Source organism: Agrobacterium sp. DKPNP3, assembly GCF_052686535.1.
Genome location: NZ_JBQYSN010000024.1, coordinates 1 through 16,683, shown reverse-complemented (window position 1 = coordinate 16,683; position 16,683 = coordinate 1). Strand labels below are relative to the sequence as shown.

The following is a 16,683-nucleotide window of genomic DNA, read 5'->3' as shown; positions in this document are numbered from 1 at the left end:
TTTAGCATCGCCCGTTCCGTCCGGCGCTCAGACAGGCGTTTATCCGGGCCTCGGCAAGACGCGAGAATGCCGGCGCGGATACCGTCACGGCGAAAGGGCCAGATCGATGGCTGCCTCACAATGAATCCGTGTCGTATCGAAGACGGGCACCGTCACATTGCCCTGGTTGAGTAGCATGCATACTTCCGTGCAGCCAAGGATCACGCTGTCAGCCCCGACGGCCACCAGACGCTGGGCAACGTCTTCGAATTTCGAGCGGCTTTCGTCCTCGATGATGTCCATGCAGAGCTCATCATAGATGATGCGATGCACCTCTGCCCGGTCATTTTCGTCTGGAATAATTGGGTGAAGTGATGCTTCGACAAGCCGGTCACGATAGAAGCTTTGCTCCATCGTAAAGGCGGTGGCGATCAGCCCCGGGCGGTTGAGACCGGCGGTTGAAATGCGTTGCGCGGTGGCATCAGCGATGTGCAGTAACGGAATGGTCACGTCAGCCATCATCGCCGATGCGACCTTATGCATCGTGTTCGTCGCCAGCAGGATGAAGTCTGCACCGCCCTTTTCCAGCGCCTTCGCCTCGGCATTGAGAATGGAGGCCGCAACATCCCATTGCCCGAGCGCCTGCAGCGCCTCAATCTTCGCAAAATCGAGAGAGCGGATCAAAAGCTCGGGCGAATGAAGGCCGCCGAGGCGATCACGGGTGATCTCGCACAGCGTCCGATAATAGATCTGGGTCGATGCGGCCGACATGCCGCCGAGAATTCCGATGGTTTTCATGATCTCATCACCATCCAAGCGACAACATTATCTGTGCGTCACTTCGCGCCCGTTGATCTGCCGAGGCCCAGCAGATGATAAAAGGCAATCGCGCCGATCGTCGCCGTGCCGATACCGTCGAGCGTGAAGCCGGCGACGTTGAGCTTGAAGTTGCCGGCACCGAGAACAAGCGCAATACCGACCGTGATGAGGTTGCGTGGCTCGGAAAAATCGACCTTGTTTTCAACCCAGATGCGGCCCGCAGTCGCGGCAATCAGGCCAAAAACGACAACGGACAGCCCGCCGATAACGGGTCCCGGTATTGTCTGGATCAGCGCACCGAACTTCGGTGAGAAACCGAGGAGGATGGCGACCAGTGCCGCAACAACGAACACGAGCGTCGAGAAAATTCGGGTGATCGCCATGACGCCCATGTTTTCGGCATAAGTCGTCATGCCGGTTCCACCGAAAGCGCCGGAAAACATCGTTGCTAGACCATCACCGATAAAGGCGCGCCCGAGATAACGGTCGAGGTTTTGGCCGGTCATTGCGCCGATCGCTTTAATATGCCCCAGATTTTCAGCAACAAGGATAACGACCACGGGCGCAATCAGCGTGATGGCGGATGCGGAAAACACCGGAGCAGTGAAAGTCGGCAGACCGAACCATGATGCAGCTGCGACGCCGCTAAAGTCGACGGGTTTGCCGAGACCGAGGCCGTTTGCCACCACGAGATAGGCGATATAGGCAATGGCACCACCCAGGAGGATCGGCAGGCGGCGCGCCATGCCGGGCGCATAGACGGCAATGGCACCGACTGATGCGACAGTCAGGATCGCAATCCAACGCGAGAGCTGGTCGCCATCGGGATTACCGGGACCAGAGCCGGAAGCGCTGGCAATCGCAATAGGCGCGAGAACGAGGCCGATCGCCGCGACGATCGCGCCCGTCAAAACCGGCGGCATCAGTTTCTCGATCCAGTTGTGTCCGGCGATCATGACGATAACGCCGATCAACGCATAGAGCATACCGGCTGCGATGATGCCGCCGAGCGCCAGGGCAATATTCGGGCTCGCGGCACCGGCAGCGGCACCCGTTGCAACAAGCACGGGCCCGATAAATGCGAAGGACGAGCCAAGATAGCTTGGAACGCGACCGCCAACGGCGATGAAGAAGATCAGCGTCGAGATACCGGAAAACAGGATCGAGACGTTGGGGTCGAAACCCATGATCAGCGGGGCTAGAACCGTAGAACCGAACATCGCAACGACATGCTGCAGCCCAAGCACAGCCGTCTGTCCGGCGGGCAACCGCTCATCGGGCAGGATGCGCCCTTCGGTTTTCAGTCTCCAACGCGGAAAATATCCACCCCTATCGCTCATTCTCGTCCCCCAAGGAAACAACCGGCAGGCATGCGCGAGGCTCCTCCCCTGGATTCACCGCCTCACAGAACGTCTGCCGTTTAATGACATACCGCTTGCGCACGAAGCCGAATCGGTTGCCGGCGCACTATTGTCAGGTACAGCGGTTCACCCCGACTGTCATCCGCTCCGGCCGGTTTTCCAGATGTCAGTGTTTTGTCAGCCAACACGCCGCACGTGGTCGCTCTCCGGTTGCTGGGTAGGCGGTGTGTATCGAAGCGTATTTTTTGCGCGATAAAGCGCCTCATCGGCATTTCGAAACGCAGCGTCACAGCTCGTCTCGCCGGCAGGCACGACGCTGAGCCCGAACGACGCTCCGATAACCACGGGCTTTTCCTGTATGAGATAAGGCTGGGAAATCTCCAAGCAGAGTTGCCGGCAAAACAACTCGGCTTTCGCAGGAGAAACGTCTGACATCAGGAGGGCAAACTCGTCACCTCCAAGTCTGAAGACGCTGTCTCCTGCACGACAGGCCGCTTTCAGACGTGCAGCGACTTCCTTTAGCAACGCGTCACCCGCTGCATGGCCATGGCGGTCGTTAATCGCTTTGAAACCGTCAAGATCAAGGCAAACGACGGCAACCTCTCCGGTTTTGGACATTCGACCGAATTCCGGGGAAACCATCGATCGGTTCGCGAGGCCAGTCAGAAAATCATGCGTGGCAGCATGCCTCATCCGGCGCTCGGCTTCGACGAGAGAAACGATGGCACGCCGTGAAATGCGTGCCGCAACCGTACAGACGACAACGAGAACCAGAATGACGGCGCCTGCGAGTGGCAGCGATTGCCTTAGCAGATCATGTGCCGGCGTCGCTGGACGCCAGGACAATGCCTGCGCCTGCCCGTTCGGCCCGCTTGCCACCTCCACCTTCGCACGCCCTTCGGAAACGTTCACTGCGGGTCCCATGGTCGCGTCGTCGAGCAGGAAACGATTACCGAGGAATTCCTGAAGACTGCCGGCGATAGGGATTGCTGAGACGAGGATGGGGGCATGTGTACCTTGTGGAACGGTGGTGCTGAAATCCGGCTGAAACAGGCTTGCCGACAGCAGCACTGCTTCATCGCCAATCACTTCGATCTTGCTGAAGGCGATCGGCTGAGGGATACCGGCTGGGTGACCGGCCTTTTCCTTGTCTCTGACGGAATCGATGAGCGGACGCGCATCAGCGGCTATCATTTGCGGCCCGCGAGCGAAAAAGGGCTGGCCCTGGAATTCATCGTCCGTTTTAGTGTAGACGATGTCTCCGCGACCGTTGATGATCATGACGAAGCGCGTCCGTGACGTCCCGATCAGCGAACGGCCGATGTTGCGGTCAGTCCATTCCAGATCGAAGGCATTGTCGACCTTGGCGATGGCCTCATCCCATATCGTCCAGGCCGTCAAAGCGAACTCTACGTCGGAAATCCAGATCGAAATATTGCGGGATACCAGCGTCTCCTGACGCTCGCGGACTTCCCTGTCTAGCCGGGCAACCCCGAAGTACGGGATCGCGGCAAGACCGATCAGAAGGACCGCGACGAGCAGGACGGCGGAGCCTACAAGTCTGAATTGGGTTGAGCGCATCTTAATAGGCGTCCTGATGTCGTGGAGACGGCATATTGACGTTGCGGCGTTTAACAGCGGTTACGATCTCTGCTTTTTCAGACGTGTGGGTTAATGCTTTATTTTAGCTATAGCGTAATTGCGGACGGCGCCGGCCCTACAAGTCAGTAGCCGGCGCCGCGATCGCAGCTTTATCTTTTTTCGATAGCCGCCAATATCTCATAGGCGGCGCGAACCCGCTCGACATTGGGATAGAATTTATTGGCCAGGATGACGATGCCGATCTTACGCTCTGGAATGAAGGCGACATAGGCACCAAAACCATTGGTAGATCCGGTCTTGTTGATCAGCACATCCTTTCGCGGCGCCATGGGCGGGGAGATTGCCGTGACCGGGACGGTCTTCACCAGTGCACCCGAATTCGCCTCACTCAAGGTGTTGAGCGAAACCGGATAGGCAAATTGCTCCCATACCATGTCCTGCGTCATGGGACCGACGCTGAAATAGCCGGTGTGGGTAGCCGTAACTGCCTGCTGGATTTTTGCATCCAGTTTTTCGAGCGCCATGTTAGCGTTGACGAAGCGGATCATGTCGTCGGCCGTCGATCTCACACCATAGGCCTCGGAAGAGAGGACACCGGGTGTCAGGCGGACGGGGTCACCATTCTTTTTATAACCCTGCGCATAGTCGTCCATCTTTGCTTTCGGCACCACGGTGAAGGTGTTTTTGAGACCGAGCGCAGAAAAAAGCGTGTTGTGCATGGCGTCATCGAAGCCCTGCCCCATCGCCTTTGCAGTGATGTATCCAAGCATGCCGATGCTGGGATTGGCGTAACTTCTGTGGGTGCCGGCCCTATAGGAACGTTTCCACCCCTTCAGATAGGACATCAGTTGCTCTTCCGTTTTCACGTCGTCCGGCACCTGCAAGGGAAAGCCGCCTGCCGTATGGGTGCTGAGATGATAAAGTTGGACGTTGCCAAAAGGCTTGCCCTTCAGCGCCGGAACATAGTCCGCAACCTTCCCCTCAAGCGAAAGCTGACCATTTAGTGCGGCATAGGCGCTGAGCGTCGCGGTAAAGGTCTTGCTGATCGAGCCGAGTTCGAACAGCGTCTGCGGCGTAACCGCCGCGCGCGTTTCGGTTGAGGCGACGCCGTAGGTGAAGACTTGGCTCTGTCCGTCAACAGTGATGCCAACGGCCATGCCGGGAATGCCGTTCTTCTCCATGATCGGCCTGATGGCGGCGTCGGCTGCCGCTCTCAGCTCGGCCTCATCGGCGGCAGATGCCTGCACGGAAAGGCCCGTCGAGAGCAAGGCAGCCAATGCGATATGTCGGCGGGTGAATTTCATGTTTCGCTTTCTCCAAAACCTCAGGTGGATTTTCGGCCTCTCAGCCAGCCCCAGCGAAAAACGTGTAACCGCGCTACATTGCACGAACAAACCATGATATCTGGGACGAGACACAAGAAAATCTAGGTCTTGGATGGTACGGCAATTTCTTCCCCTGAACGGTCTGCGGGCTTTTGAAGCCTCCGCCCGGCATCTGAGTTTTACCCGTGCGGCCATCGAGCTTTGCGTGACCCAAGCGGCTGTGAGCCAGCAGGTGAAGGGGCTGGAGAGACGGCTTGGCGTGGCGCTTTTCCAACGGCTTCCGCGCGGTTTGAAAATCACGGCCGAAGGCGAGGCGTTGCTCCCGACGGTTACCAGCTCCTTCGACCAGATGGCGACGACGCTTGACAGGATCGAAGCCGGGCAGGTGCGCGAATTGCTGTTTCTGGGCGTCGTCGGCACTTTCGCCGTGGGCTGGCTGCTGCCACGGCTGGCGGCCTTTCAAAAGCGATACCCGTTTATCGACGTCAGGATTTCGACCAACAACAACCGAGTGGATATGGCAGCCGAGGGCCTTGATTTTGCCGTTCGTTTTGGCCAGGGCTCATGGCACGGCACCGATGCATTCCGGCTCTTCGAGGCGCCGCTTTCCCCGCTGTGCACGCCGAAACTCGCAGAGACACTGAAAACTCCCGCCGACCTCATGGAAGCGACCTTGCTGCGCAGTTACCGTGCGGATGAATGGAGCACCTGGTTTGCAGCAGCCGGCGTGACGCCCGCAGCGCAGGTCAACGCGGGTATTGTCTTCGATACCTCGCTTGGAATGATGGAAGCCGCGCTTCAGGGGCTTGGCGTTGCGCTTGCGCCACCATCGATGTTTTCACGGCATCTTGCCTCGGGTGCGATCGTTCAGCCATTTCCCGTTACGATTTCGCTCGGGAGCTATTGGCTTACCCGGCTGCAATCAAAACCGCCGACACCAGCGATGCAGGTGTTTTCCGAGTGGATGTTTGAGACGATTGGTTCCTCCTAAGCAGCCGATGAGATAGCCAGCAGGACGCCTCCGGCGGCACAGAACAACACCACCGCCCATGGCGGTGTTTTCCACACCGTCAGCAGGATGAAACCGGCAAGCGCGAGGGTAAAATCCTTTGCCGTAAAGATGGCACTCGTCCACACCGGATCATAGAGAGCAGCACCGAGAATACCGACGACGGCGGCGTTTGCGCCACGCATGGCCGCTTGCGCGAGCAGCCGTTTGCGAAACCCCTCCCAGAATGGCAGCGCGCCGACAAGCAGAAGCATACCCGGCAGGAAGATTGCAACAAGCGCAATAGCAGCACCTGCCAGACCATTCGGCTGCGGCCCGACAACCGCGCCAAGATAGGCCGCGAAGGTGAAAAGCGGCCCGGGAACGGCCTGGGTCGCCCCGTAACCCGCGATAAAGGCATCTCTCGTCACCCAGCCATTTGAAACGACTTCCGATTGCAGCAGCGGCAGGACCACATGCCCGCCACCGAAAACCAGAGCGCCAGCCCGATAAAATGCATCAAACAGGGAAAGGCCCTGCGATGCATCCGATGCCGCGAGCAGGGGCAGAAAAACAAGAAGGAGAGTGAAACTGGCAAGCGAGACAAAGCCGACAGTTTTCGGCACCCGGAAACAGAGATGGCTTGCCTGCCCAGCGGCTTCTGCACGACAAAAGACCAGACCGGCGACGGCACCGACAGCGAGCGCCAACACCTGTCCGAAGGCGCCAGCGACAAAGACGACGCAGACAATCGCGGCAAGCGCGATGCTTGCGCGCTCCCGGTCCGGCGTGAGGCTTTTCGCCATGCCCCAGACCGCCTGCGCCACAACGGCAACGGCAACGATCTTCAAGCCGTGCAGCAAGCCCGTCCCGACAGATCCATCGATGGAAGCCGCAACCGTGGCAAAGAGAACAAGCAGAATAGCCGAAGGCAGGGTGAAGGCCGTCCACGCTGCAAGCGCACCGAGCGGCCCTGCCCTCAGCAGCCCCAGCGCAAAACCGACCTGGCTTGAGGCCGGCCCCGGCAGGAACTGGCAGAGCGCCACAAGATCGGCATAAGCTGTCTCATCGATCCATTTGCGCCGGACAACCAGCTCATCGCGAAAATAGCCGAGATGCGCGATAGGACCGCCAAAGGACGTGACCCCGAGCTTCAGGAACGCCGCAAAAACCTCCCCCGGTGTGCCATGCCTGAGGCTGCGCCCCTCTGCCTCTACAGTTCGCGCTGACGATTCCACGGAAGCTCCCTTGTGTGCAAACGGCTAGTCGTCAACACAGATCTGGCTTGAAATGGTCTCGATATCAAACACCATGATGACAGGGATATGAAGGGGTGGCACCCGCAAAACGGCGTCGGTAACTCAGCCTGCCGACATCGCCGACAGCCTGTCCGGCTGGAAGGCTTCCAACAATCCACGATAGGGTTTGGCGAGCGGGCTGGCATAGGCACCGCGCTTGGCAGTGGAAAGCCCCATGGCGACCAGCGATTCCGCCTGTTTGACGGCTGCCGCGACACCATCGACAACAGGCACGCCGAATTCCTCGCGCAATTCGGCGGCAAGGTCAGCCATGCCGGCACAACCGAGCACGATCGCTTCCGCCCTGTCATCTCTGATCGCCAGCGCGATTTCCTCGCGCAACCTTTCGCGCGCGTTGGAGCCGGGATCTTCCAACGACAGCACCGGAATATCCGCGGCCCTCACATTGCAGCGCGAGGACATGCCATATCGATGGACAAGGTGTTCCAGGGGCAATCTTGAGCGCTCCATCGTCGTGACGACGGTGAATTTCTGGGCGATGAAAGCGGTCGCCGACACAGCGGCTTCGCAAATGCCGAGAACGGGAATATCGGCCAGAGCGCGCGCCGCATCGAGCCCGGTATCGTCGAAGCAAGCAATGATCGCAGCGTCGGCTCCAAGCTGCGGCGCCTTTGCGAGTTCCAGCAACAGGCCCGGGACGGCAAAAACCTCGTCGTAGTAACCCTCGATTGAAACAGGGCCCATGGAAGAGGTGACGGCAACGATTTCCGTGCCGCGGCCAGCGATCCGATTGGCGGCATCGGCAATTGTTGCCGTCATGGACTGCGTGGTGTTCGGATTGATGACGAGAACGCGCATTTTCCGTTTCTTTATCCGCGAGAATGGCGGCGATTGAGCATGACGATCAGACCGAGCGTGGCCGCGATCACCAGGAATGAGAACAGGGTTGTCACAGCGCCCAGCGCATAAAGCACCGGTGTCGTGACGTTGGTGGTCATGCCGTAGATTTCCAGCGGCAAAGTATTGTAAGTGCCTGCCGTCATCAACGTGCGGGCGAACTCGTCGTAAGACAGCGTGAAGCCGAAAAGACCGACGCCGATCAGGCTCGGTGCGATCATCGGCAGCACCACATGGGCGAAGGTCTGCCAGGAGGATGCGCCAAGATCTCGCGCCGCTTCCTCATAGGACGGAGAAAAGCGGTTGAAGACGGCGAACATGATGAGCACGCCGAAGGGCAACGTCCAGGTCAGATGCGCGCCGAAAGCTGATGTATACCATGAGGGTTCCAACCCAAGCTGCTGAAAAAGAACACCAATGCCGAGCGATATGATGATCGACGGCACGACAAGGCTGGCAATGGACAGGTAGAACAGCGGTGTCGCGCCGATGAATTTGCGACGGAAGGCAAGACCTGCCAGCAGCGATACAAATACGGTGACGATCATCACCATTAGCCCGAGGCCGAAGGAGCGGCGGAACGAGCCGCCAAAGTCGCCGACTGCCTGTTGCTCGAAGAGGTTGCCGAACCAGTGTAGCGACATGCCGTTCAGCGGGAAGGTCAGGCCGCCATTCGGGCCCTGAAAGGCGAGGATGAGAATGGCCGATAGCGGGCCATACAGAAACAGCACAAAGAGGGCGAAAAAGAAGGCAAGGAAATAGAATTCGCGGCTGCGTTTTTCCCGGTGCATGGATCAAAGCTCCTTGCGAATATCAACGATGCGCAGGATGCCCGCGACCATCAGAAGAACGAGGATGAGCAGGATGACGGCGTTGGCGGCCGCAGCCGGATATTGCAGCAGCGACATCTGGTTCTTCATCATCAGCGCCACCGAGGCGCTCTGGCCACCGGACATGACCTGAACGGTTGAGAAATCCGCCATGACCAGCGTCACGACGAAGATGCTGCCGATGGCCATGCCGGGCTTGGCGAGCGGAATGATGACATTGATGAGTGTCTGCCAGCCGGTCGCGCCGGCGTCACGCGCCGCCTCGATCAACGATTTGTCGATGCGCATCAGCGTGTTGAAGATCGGCGTGACCATGAACAGCGTATAAAGATGCACCATGGCCAGCAGCACGGCGAAGTCGGAATAGAGCAACCACTCAATCGGCTCGGGAATGATGCCGGTGCCGACCAGCGCGCTGTTGACGAGACCGTTCCGCCCGAGGACTGGAATCCAGGAAATCATGCGGATGATGTTCGAGGTCAGGAACGGCACGGTGCAGACGAGGAACAGCACCATCTGCATGGTGGTGGTGCGGATGTGAAATGCGAGGAAGTAGGCCACCCAGAAACCGCAGAAAAGCGTGATCGCCCAGACCATGGCGGCATATTTCAGCGTGTTGAGATAGGTCTGCCAGGTAACCCACGAGCCGAGCGTCTCCAGGTAATTGAAGGTCACGAAATCGGGGTACATCTGGGCGAAATCATAATCCCAGAAGCTGACGACGGCGATCATCAGGATCGGCAGAGCCAGGAAAAAGCCGAGGATCAGGAAAAGCGGCGTCGCCTGCACATAGGAGACGAGCTTTGTCGGCAGCGCGAAGCTGCGGGGCGGCTTGTCCTTATTTTTATCGCTGACGCCGATGAGTCTGACCGTCACCATGGGTGTGCCTTTCGCTGAGTTTGCGGATGCACCGGCGGCAATGCCGCCAGCAAGCATATTGGAAAGTCCGCTACACCCTCGACGTCATCCTCGGGCTTGTCCCGAGGATCCAACCACGTTTGATGTGGTGGTTCGTTAGATCCTCGGGTCAAGCCCGAGGATGACGTTGAGAGGTGGGTGCCTGTCGCAATTGACCGGCGGCACTTGCCGCCGGTCGTCCTAAAAGGATCAGGCCGCGATAAACTCGTTCCAGCGGCGGACCATATAGCGGTCTTCGTCCATGACAGAGTTCCAGCACGCCACCTTGCCCATGCGCTCCTCGAAGGAGCCGCCATCGCGCACCGCGCCGGCCTTTTCCATGACCTTGCCATCTGGTGCGATGATATCGCCCTGCGCGGGTTTGCCTTCGACCCAATAGCCCCACTCGTCGGCGGTCATGTGCTCCTTTGCTGTTTCCATCGCAGCGGAGTAATAACCCTGACGATTGAGGTAAGCACCGACCCAGCCGGAGGTGTACCAGTTGATATATTCATAGGCTGCATCGAGCTTCGCACCGGACAGATGCTTGGCGAGACCCAGACCTCCGCCCCAGGAACGATAGCCCTCCTTCAGCGGCTGGTACTTGCAGGCGATACCCTTCGAGCGGACGGCGGCAACGGCCGGCGACCACATGGACTGGATGATGACTTCGCCCGACGCCATGAGGTTGACGCTTTCATCGAAGCTCTTCCAGAAGGCGCGGAACTGGCCGTCCTTCTTGGCCTTGATGAGGAAATCGATGGTCTTGTCGATCTCTGCCTTCGTCATGTTGCCCTTGTCGGCATATTTAATGTTGCCCATGGCTTCCATGATCATCGCCGCGTCCATGATGCCGATGGACGGGATGTTGAGGATCGAGGTCTTGCCCTTGAACTTGGGGTCCATGATATCGGCCCAGCTGGTGATATCGCGCCCGACGAGGTCGGGGCGGATGCCGAGCGTATCGGCATTGTAAATGGTCGGAACCATGGTGAAATAATCGGTCTCACCCTTGGCAAATGTCTTGTCGCCGGGCTTTTCGACGTAGCCGACCGTGTGCGGCGCAGTGCCCTGCGCGACCACGCTGTCAGGCTTCAGCTTGCCGTTTTTGAACAGCGGCACGATCTTGTCGTAGTATTTGAGCTTCTTGATTTCCATCGGCTGGATGACGCCGGCCGGATAGACCTTCTTCAGGATCCAGTATTCGATATCGGCGATATCGTAGGAATTCGGCTGGGTGACGGCACGCTGGGCAGCGGCGTCGGAATCCGTCGCCGTCATCTCAAGTGTGATGCCGAGGTCCGCCTTGCACTTCTCGGCGATGGCGTTGAGGTTGGAGACGCCGGTGCCGAACTGGCGGATGGTGATGGGGTTCTGCGCCCAGATGGTCGGGAAGCCGGTGATGAGGCCGGAGCCGATCGCCGCACCCGTCGCGGCCGCGCCTGCCTTCAGAAGGCCACGGCGGGACAAGCCCTTCTTGCTGTTGATGGTATCGGTCATTTCAAAGTTCTCCTCTGGTTATTTTTTGGGGTCACTTCTCTACCCGGCCGAGCACGATGGCATCGGCCGCATTCCATGAAAGTGGTATGGCATCACCGGCCTTGACCGGATTTTCGAAGAAGGCGGCATCGCTGAGGATGACGTTGAAATCCTCTATGCCCGCGCCGGTGACGGCAATCTTCACGCTGGCGCCGCGATATTCGACGTTGGAAACGATGCCGGTGAAACCGAGGCCCGGCTGATCCGCTTCGCCGACGCGCACCCGGTCGGTGCGCACGGCAATATCGACCGCGCCGTCATCCGGGGCCACGCCACTGGCGATAAATGTGCCGCCGCCCGCCACTTCGAGCGTCACGAGATCACCCGATTTTTCGCGGTAGCGGCCGGAAATAACGTTATGGTCCCCCATGAAACGGGCAACGAAAGCGGTGGCCGGGCGCTCGAACACCTCACGCGGTGTGGCCGCCTGCTCGATGCGGCCGTCATTCATGACGACGACGATATCGGCAAGCGCCATCGCCTCTTCCTGACTGTGGGTGACGTGCACGAAGGTGATGCCGAGCGAGGTCTGTAGCTTCTTCAACTCGGCGCGCATGCGGATCTTAAGAAACGGATCGAGCGCCGAAAGCGGCTCATCCAGCAGCAGCGCCTCCGGATCGGTAATCAGCGCCCGCGCCAGTGCCACACGCTGCTGCTGCCCGCCCGAAAGCTGGGCCGGACGGCGGCTGGCATAGGGTTCGAGCTGCATCAGCTGCAGCATCTCAAGCGCCTTGGCCCGCCGGGTCTCCTTATCCGTACCCTTCATCTTGAGGCTGAAGGCGACATTGTCGACGAGATCGAGATGCGGAAACAGCGCATAGGACTGGAACATCATCGCCGTGCCGCGTCGGGCGGGCGGCAGGTCCGTCACCACCGTATTGCCAAGCCTGATATCGCCGCTGGAAATCGTCTCATGGCCGGCGATCATCCTCAGCGTCGACGTCTTGCCGCAGCCCGAGGGACCAAGAAGGCAGCAATAGCTGCCGGCGGGAATTTTGAGGCTGATCGCATGCACGGCGGTGGTGCTGCCGTAGACCTTGGAAACGGAAGCGATGTCGATTGCTGCGGCTTTGCTCATAAACACTCTCCTGCGACATCTTGGTCATGCAGGAGCCGTGCCAGTTGGGCTTTGCCATTGATCTAAAATAATATTTGTCCGCTGCCCGAAAAGGCGAATTCGGACATGCTCAAATTTAGGTCGATTGTTTTCGATCCACTGCAGAAATTGTATGCAATCCTGACCGGCGGATTTTGCAGCTTCTAACGGGCCTTGAACCGCTCGAAAGCGGTGAGACGCTGGATAACAGGATAAGCTTCCCACCTATAGATTTGCGTGCGCAGGAAATGCAGTTCGTCGTCCAGACGCTCTTCCGGCAATTCCACCCACCAGGATTTCGGTCTGCCATCCGAGCCGTCGGACCAGCGATAGCCGCGCTTTTTCAGATGATCCTTCATGTCGAACGGGCTGTTTTCCGCGTAGAGGCGCACTTTTGACCGCTGGCTTGCCGCATAAAGTTCGGCAAACGGCGTGATGCTGTCGCCGGGTCGGGTCTGCTCAAGGACCTCCAGCAGAGCGAAGCAATCATCCACGGCGCGATGTCCGTCATGGAAGTAGCCGGATTGCCCGATGAGATAGCCGAGCTTGTTACCCTCGAAGCCCCGGCCTTTCCAGTCGATTTCGGAAACGGAACAGGCCCAGGCCTTGTCGTGGAACATAGGGGAAAAAGCCTCGCAAAACGGCCGGTCGAACCCGGCATTATGGGCGATGATCAAATCCGCATCCACGACAAGGGCGGTCAGGACCTCGATATCGATCGACTGCCCTGAAACCATTTCGTCGGTAATCCCCGTCAGGCGCGTAATATCCTCGGGGATTGCGATATCGGGCTGGTGAAGTCCGCCATAGATCCCGGTCACATCACCGATCATCCCGTGATCGTCGAACGTAAAGGCGATGACGCCAATTTCGATGATCTCGTCTGCGCGGTGGTCAAGGCCAGTCGTCTCCGTATCGAGGATCACGCCCCGGCGCGGATAGTCCGGCCTCGGCCGGTCAACGACGGCGCGCTGTTGCAGCCGGCGCAGGACGCGATAGTTGCCAGTGGACTCCAGATAGTTGGCAAGCGCTTCATCATCAGGCGCGGCGCGCTGAGTTCTATCGCGCACCAACGCTTTCCGCCCCTTGTCAGCCTGGGAAAGCCGCGACGCGGCAGGAGCAAAGAAGTCCAACTGAGAGGTCATTATGCGCCTGTCCGCCTTGCCGAAAGATCGAAATTAAGGGACCCAACATATGCGCAGAGGCTGACGGTAACAACAGCATGAAACCTCATCCACAGGAACGACGAATATCCACGGGTACAGTTGAGGGTTGCAGCCTCAATTCAGGATGGTAGAAAAGCGCATCGTTCCCGTGTTCCAGGAGAGAAGAGAATGGCGCTTCCACTACCTTCCAACCCGAAAACGCAAGCCAATGAGGGCCAGCTGAGGCTCTTCCCGCTGCAAAGCGGGCCTCATTTCGCGAATGTCGACCAGTCGCCCGGAGCGAGCGGCATCATTTTCACGGGCTATACGCGCGACGCGAGCGTGGACAACGAAGCCTTCTCCTGCTGCGGCAGCTATACATTGCGCAATTCCGTCCACGCCGCAATTGCTGGCATCACCAGCGACAATTGCACCGTCTTTGCACTGAAAAGCATCATCAATCAGCGCCCCTGCCTCGCTGTGGGTAAATTTGATCCGGATGGCAAGCCGCTGCCATTATCGAAATCGGAATTCGACCAGGTCACGCGACCGCTCTTCCAGTTTGCCGATAAGGTTTCGCCGATCCTCGGCAGTGAGCCGGCGCCTGGCATCCAGATACGCAGCGGCGATGCATCCTATAATTATCAGATCGACGCGCGAAGTGGTCGCTTCCGCTTCACTTACAAAGACAGCATGTATGGCGGCCAGTTCGGTCCATCGGCCGATGGTAACATTTCGCTTGAACATGACGGGCACCGGCTTGCAAAAATCAGCGCCGGCGGCAGCTATACCCAGTCCGACAATTCGATCGCCGCTTCCGCCTATCGCGATGTCGATTCCCGCGGCTTCGAGACGACCGTCCGCAGCGGCGGGGCTTCAGCGATGTTTGGCAGAACCTACACGGAGAACGCGATCACCCGCAAAATCGGTATCGGATACGGCAATACCTCGCTGCGCCGGGAAGATAAGCCGGGCATGATCAAGGAAACGATCGGCCACAAATTCGAAAAGGCCTCACTTGAAGTCTCCCGGACCCGAGACCGCTCGAAGGGAACGGAATATATGCTGACGTTCAAGATGGAGTTCTAACAGCCGGGCGTTTGCCAAGGACAATGGAACACCTCTGGAGCGACGACCCAAAAGAGATTGTGGCTTAAGTCGGTCGGGCGCTGAACCGCCCGGACCGCCTCTCAACCACAACGGAACGCTTTACGACGTCTGGCGATTGAGGACATTCTTACAATTGGCGGGACGACCGATGATTTCGCTCGTCTTGATGACCGATGCTGCGTCGGCGGTCATCTTGATGATGCAGTCGCGCCGATGTTGCTTGATCTTCATGCCCTCTGTCTCTGACACCTGCGCCTTTCCGTCGACAGTGCTGATTTCTCGCCTGTTGCTGAGACCCGCATAGGTTTCCACATCGACCTTCAGCCAATAGGATTCGGTTGCGCCGTTTTCGATGATAACCTTGTTCGGGCGGCCAAGGCGAGCGATCGCGGCTTCCCGCGGTTGACCAACAAAAGCCGCGACAGCGCGTGAAATCTGCGTCTCTCCTGTCGTGGTGCAGGCCGCTACGAAGACGAGAACGGCTGCGAGACAAGCGGTTTCAAACCATTTCATTTTCAGATCAATCCCCACCGATACAGCGGCCCCCTTGGCCGGCAATCGCCGCCAATCTAGGCACGTTCATGGCTCCCTTAAAGATCGAGCACTGCTTTGCGAGATCAACTTGTTATGATGATGCGGCGCCTTGCGAACCGGTCACGGGGCACGCGGCTATCTGTTGCGAAAAACGGTACAGGGTACCCCCGCTTGCCTGATGTCATGACAAAGAGCGTTGGCTTCGGCTCTATTTTCACGGCCGATACGGGCCGCATAACGCGGGCGCGAGCCAAAATTTCCGCCTCTCTGGCGCACGATCAGTGCGCGTTCTGCATTGAGCGGCTCGGGCAATTGAACAATTGCGCGCGTAAACAGGCGGTTCGCCACGCCGGGATTATAGTGCGCGGAAAGCTGCACACCCCAGGGCGCCCAGTCTGCCGAGGAAACAAGGACGGGATCATTCATGGTGCGGGTGTCGGCGAGCCGCACGCAGGCATCGAAAAAAGGGCGGCTGTCGTCCAGTGCCGGAGCGGCCTTTTCAGGCGGATTATCCTTCCAGGTCTCCACCGGATGACCGGTAATGGCAAAGACGTAGTCCCGTGTCTCCGTCGGCAGGCGACCGTTGGCAATAAAATTGCGAAGGCCTGCCTCGCCCGCATTGTAGGCCGCTGCGGCAAGACCGAAATTGCCGAACCGCGTATTGAGTTCGGACAGATAACGGGAAGACGCCTCCAGTGCGGCGATAATGTTGAAACTGTCGTTCAGACCGCGCAGCCGCGCCGTTCCCGGCATGAACTGTGCAATGCCTTCCGCCCCCTTGGGGCTGACGGCATTCGGCCGAAACAGGCTTTCCCGCCAGATCAGACGCGCGAAATAATCCGGCGGAACCGCGTGCCGGGTAGCCAGCGCTTCGATGGCACGGCAAAGATCTTTGTTGTAGGTCGCTGCATGGATGCACAATTCCGGTGCGACATCGTGCCTATAGGTGCAGACGGCTTTGGGATCAGCGCCACCTTGATCCCGCGCCGCCGCGTCCCCCGCGGCCAGCAGGCAGATGACAAGAGCCAGGCGGCTTATCGATGGTCCTGACAAACGAATGTCCCCAGACTGCTAAGGCGGAAATGGTTGTATCGGCCGATCCACAACCATATCCGTTGTCTTTAGCCTTGTCATCACGTGGCCACCCCGGTCGAGAAGCCCCGTTCAAAGGATGCGCTGGCAAAACGGGAGATCCCGCCCCCTGCGACGGGACCGGCCCGAGGCATAGGAGCGGGAGACTGCTCGATTAGCACCTGCCGCCCGAGGGCGATGACTGACCAGTCCTCAAAAGTCCTGCCATTC

General features: G+C 58.8%; 15 protein-coding genes. 2 read left to right on the top strand and 13 right to left on the bottom strand.

Features of this window, described 5'->3' with window-relative positions; translation table 11 throughout:
- Positions 1-84: 84 nt before the first annotated feature.
- From ACUTJJ_RS09300 to ampC, 4 genes are all read right to left on the bottom strand, one after another.
- Positions 85-777 (bottom strand): aspartate/glutamate racemase family protein, encoded by a 693-nt coding sequence (locus ACUTJJ_RS09300; RefSeq protein ID WP_445541957.1) that lies wholly within the window; start codon positions 775-777, stop codon positions 85-87.
- A gap of 38 nt (positions 778-815) precedes the next feature.
- A complete protein-coding gene (locus ACUTJJ_RS09295; RefSeq protein ID WP_209089823.1) occupies positions 816-2,138 on the bottom strand; it encodes a solute carrier family 23 protein in 1,323 nt (440 codons plus the stop codon).
- Positions 2,139-2,336: 198 nt separating this feature from the next.
- Positions 2,337-3,740, bottom strand: coding sequence for a diguanylate cyclase domain-containing protein (locus ACUTJJ_RS09290; protein WP_445541956.1), 1,404 nt, complete (start codon positions 3,738-3,740; stop codon positions 2,337-2,339).
- Between the two features lie 170 nt (positions 3,741-3,910).
- The gene (ampC, locus tag ACUTJJ_RS09285; RefSeq protein ID WP_445541955.1) at positions 3,911-5,065 is read right to left on the bottom strand and encodes a class C beta-lactamase; all 1,155 of its coding nucleotides are present in this window, start codon (positions 5,063-5,065) and stop codon (positions 3,911-3,913) included.
- A 133-nt stretch (positions 5,066-5,198) separates the two neighbouring features.
- On the opposite strand from ampC, the gene ACUTJJ_RS09280 reads away from it, so the two are divergent.
- On the top strand, positions 5,199-6,077 hold the full coding sequence (locus tag ACUTJJ_RS09280; RefSeq protein WP_445541954.1) for a LysR substrate-binding domain-containing protein: 879 nt from the start codon (positions 5,199-5,201) through the stop codon (positions 6,075-6,077).
- On the opposite strand, the gene chrA is transcribed toward ACUTJJ_RS09280, so the two are convergent.
- The 7 genes from chrA to ACUTJJ_RS09245 all read right to left on the bottom strand — a co-directional run bounded on the left by chrA (position 6,074) and on the right by ACUTJJ_RS09245 (position 13,737).
- Positions 6,074-7,312: a chromate efflux transporter gene (chrA, locus tag ACUTJJ_RS09275; protein WP_445541953.1), complete on the bottom strand. Its 1,239-nt coding sequence runs from the start codon at positions 7,310-7,312 to the stop codon at positions 6,074-6,076. The genes ACUTJJ_RS09280 and chrA overlap by 4 nt on opposite strands.
- A gap of 123 nt (positions 7,313-7,435) precedes the next feature.
- Positions 7,436-8,191 (bottom strand): aspartate/glutamate racemase family protein, encoded by a 756-nt coding sequence (locus ACUTJJ_RS09270; RefSeq protein WP_445541952.1) that lies wholly within the window; start codon positions 8,189-8,191, stop codon positions 7,436-7,438.
- An 11-nt stretch (positions 8,192-8,202) separates the two neighbouring features.
- Positions 8,203-9,021 (bottom strand): ABC transporter permease, encoded by an 819-nt coding sequence (locus tag ACUTJJ_RS09265; protein ID WP_445541951.1) that lies wholly within the window; start codon positions 9,019-9,021, stop codon positions 8,203-8,205.
- Between the two features lie 3 nt (positions 9,022-9,024).
- A complete protein-coding gene (locus ACUTJJ_RS09260; protein ID WP_445541950.1) occupies positions 9,025-9,939 on the bottom strand; it encodes an ABC transporter permease in 915 nt (304 codons plus the stop codon).
- Positions 9,940-10,167: 228 nt separating this feature from the next.
- The gene (locus tag ACUTJJ_RS09255; RefSeq protein WP_445541949.1) at positions 10,168-11,457 is read right to left on the bottom strand and encodes an ABC transporter substrate-binding protein; all 1,290 of its coding nucleotides are present in this window, start codon (positions 11,455-11,457) and stop codon (positions 10,168-10,170) included.
- 31 nt (positions 11,458-11,488) lie between these two features.
- The gene (locus ACUTJJ_RS09250; protein WP_445541948.1) at positions 11,489-12,574 is read right to left on the bottom strand and encodes an ABC transporter ATP-binding protein; all 1,086 of its coding nucleotides are present in this window, start codon (positions 12,572-12,574) and stop codon (positions 11,489-11,491) included.
- A 182-nt stretch (positions 12,575-12,756) separates the two neighbouring features.
- Complete coding sequence (locus tag ACUTJJ_RS09245; protein ID WP_445541947.1) at positions 12,757-13,737, bottom strand: 3'-5' exonuclease; 981 nt, start codon at positions 13,735-13,737, stop codon at positions 12,757-12,759.
- Positions 13,738-13,926: 189 nt separating this feature from the next.
- On the opposite strand from ACUTJJ_RS09245, the gene ACUTJJ_RS09240 reads away from it, so the two are divergent.
- On the top strand, positions 13,927-14,826 hold the full coding sequence (locus ACUTJJ_RS09240) for a hypothetical protein (protein ID WP_445541946.1): 900 nt from the start codon (positions 13,927-13,929) through the stop codon (positions 14,824-14,826).
- 120 nt (positions 14,827-14,946) lie between these two features.
- Here ACUTJJ_RS09240 and ACUTJJ_RS09235 read toward each other — a convergent pair whose 3' ends face one another.
- Positions 14,947-15,360 carry a hypothetical protein gene (locus tag ACUTJJ_RS09235; RefSeq protein ID WP_445541945.1) on the bottom strand — a complete coding sequence of 138 codons (414 nt, stop codon included), beginning with the start codon at positions 15,358-15,360 and terminating at the stop codon, positions 14,947-14,949.
- Between the two features lie 156 nt (positions 15,361-15,516).
- Positions 15,517-16,410 (bottom strand): lytic transglycosylase domain-containing protein, encoded by an 894-nt coding sequence (locus ACUTJJ_RS09230; RefSeq protein ID WP_209091863.1) that lies wholly within the window; start codon positions 16,408-16,410, stop codon positions 15,517-15,519.
- Between the last annotated feature and the right edge of the window lie 273 nt (positions 16,411-16,683).

What these genes read in the sequence shown, in the direction of transcription:
- ACUTJJ_RS09280 (WP_445541954.1), top strand. Translation starts at nt 5,199, where the DNA reads ATGGTACGGCAATTTCTTCCCCTGAACGGTCTGCGGGCTTTTGAAGCC.
- ACUTJJ_RS09290 (WP_445541956.1), bottom strand. Translation starts at nt 3,740, where the DNA reads ATGCGCTCAACCCAATTCAGACTTGTAGGCTCCGCCGTCCTGCTCGTC.
- ACUTJJ_RS09255 (WP_445541949.1), bottom strand. Translation starts at nt 11,457, where the DNA reads ATGACCGATACCATCAACAGCAAGAAGGGCTTGTCCCGCCGTGGCCTT.
- ACUTJJ_RS09250 (WP_445541948.1), bottom strand. Translation starts at nt 12,574, where the DNA reads ATGAGCAAAGCCGCAGCAATCGACATCGCTTCCGTTTCCAAGGTCTAC.
- ACUTJJ_RS09240 (WP_445541946.1), top strand. Translation starts at nt 13,927, where the DNA reads ATGGCGCTTCCACTACCTTCCAACCCGAAAACGCAAGCCAATGAGGGC.
- ACUTJJ_RS09260 (WP_445541950.1), bottom strand. Translation starts at nt 9,939, where the DNA reads ATGGTGACGGTCAGACTCATCGGCGTCAGCGATAAAAATAAGGACAAG.
- ACUTJJ_RS09270 (WP_445541952.1), bottom strand. Translation starts at nt 8,191, where the DNA reads ATGCGCGTTCTCGTCATCAATCCGAACACCACGCAGTCCATGACGGCA.
- ACUTJJ_RS09295 (WP_209089823.1), bottom strand. Translation starts at nt 2,138, where the DNA reads ATGAGCGATAGGGGTGGATATTTTCCGCGTTGGAGACTGAAAACCGAA.
- ACUTJJ_RS09245 (WP_445541947.1), bottom strand. Translation starts at nt 13,737, where the DNA reads ATGACCTCTCAGTTGGACTTCTTTGCTCCTGCCGCGTCGCGGCTTTCC.
- ACUTJJ_RS09235 (WP_445541945.1), bottom strand. Translation starts at nt 15,360, where the DNA reads ATGAAATGGTTTGAAACCGCTTGTCTCGCAGCCGTTCTCGTCTTCGTA.
- ampC (WP_445541955.1), bottom strand. Translation starts at nt 5,065, where the DNA reads ATGAAATTCACCCGCCGACATATCGCATTGGCTGCCTTGCTCTCGACG.
- ACUTJJ_RS09300 (WP_445541957.1), bottom strand. Translation starts at nt 777, where the DNA reads ATGAAAACCATCGGAATTCTCGGCGGCATGTCGGCCGCATCGACCCAG.
- ACUTJJ_RS09265 (WP_445541951.1), bottom strand. Translation starts at nt 9,021, where the DNA reads ATGCACCGGGAAAAACGCAGCCGCGAATTCTATTTCCTTGCCTTCTTT.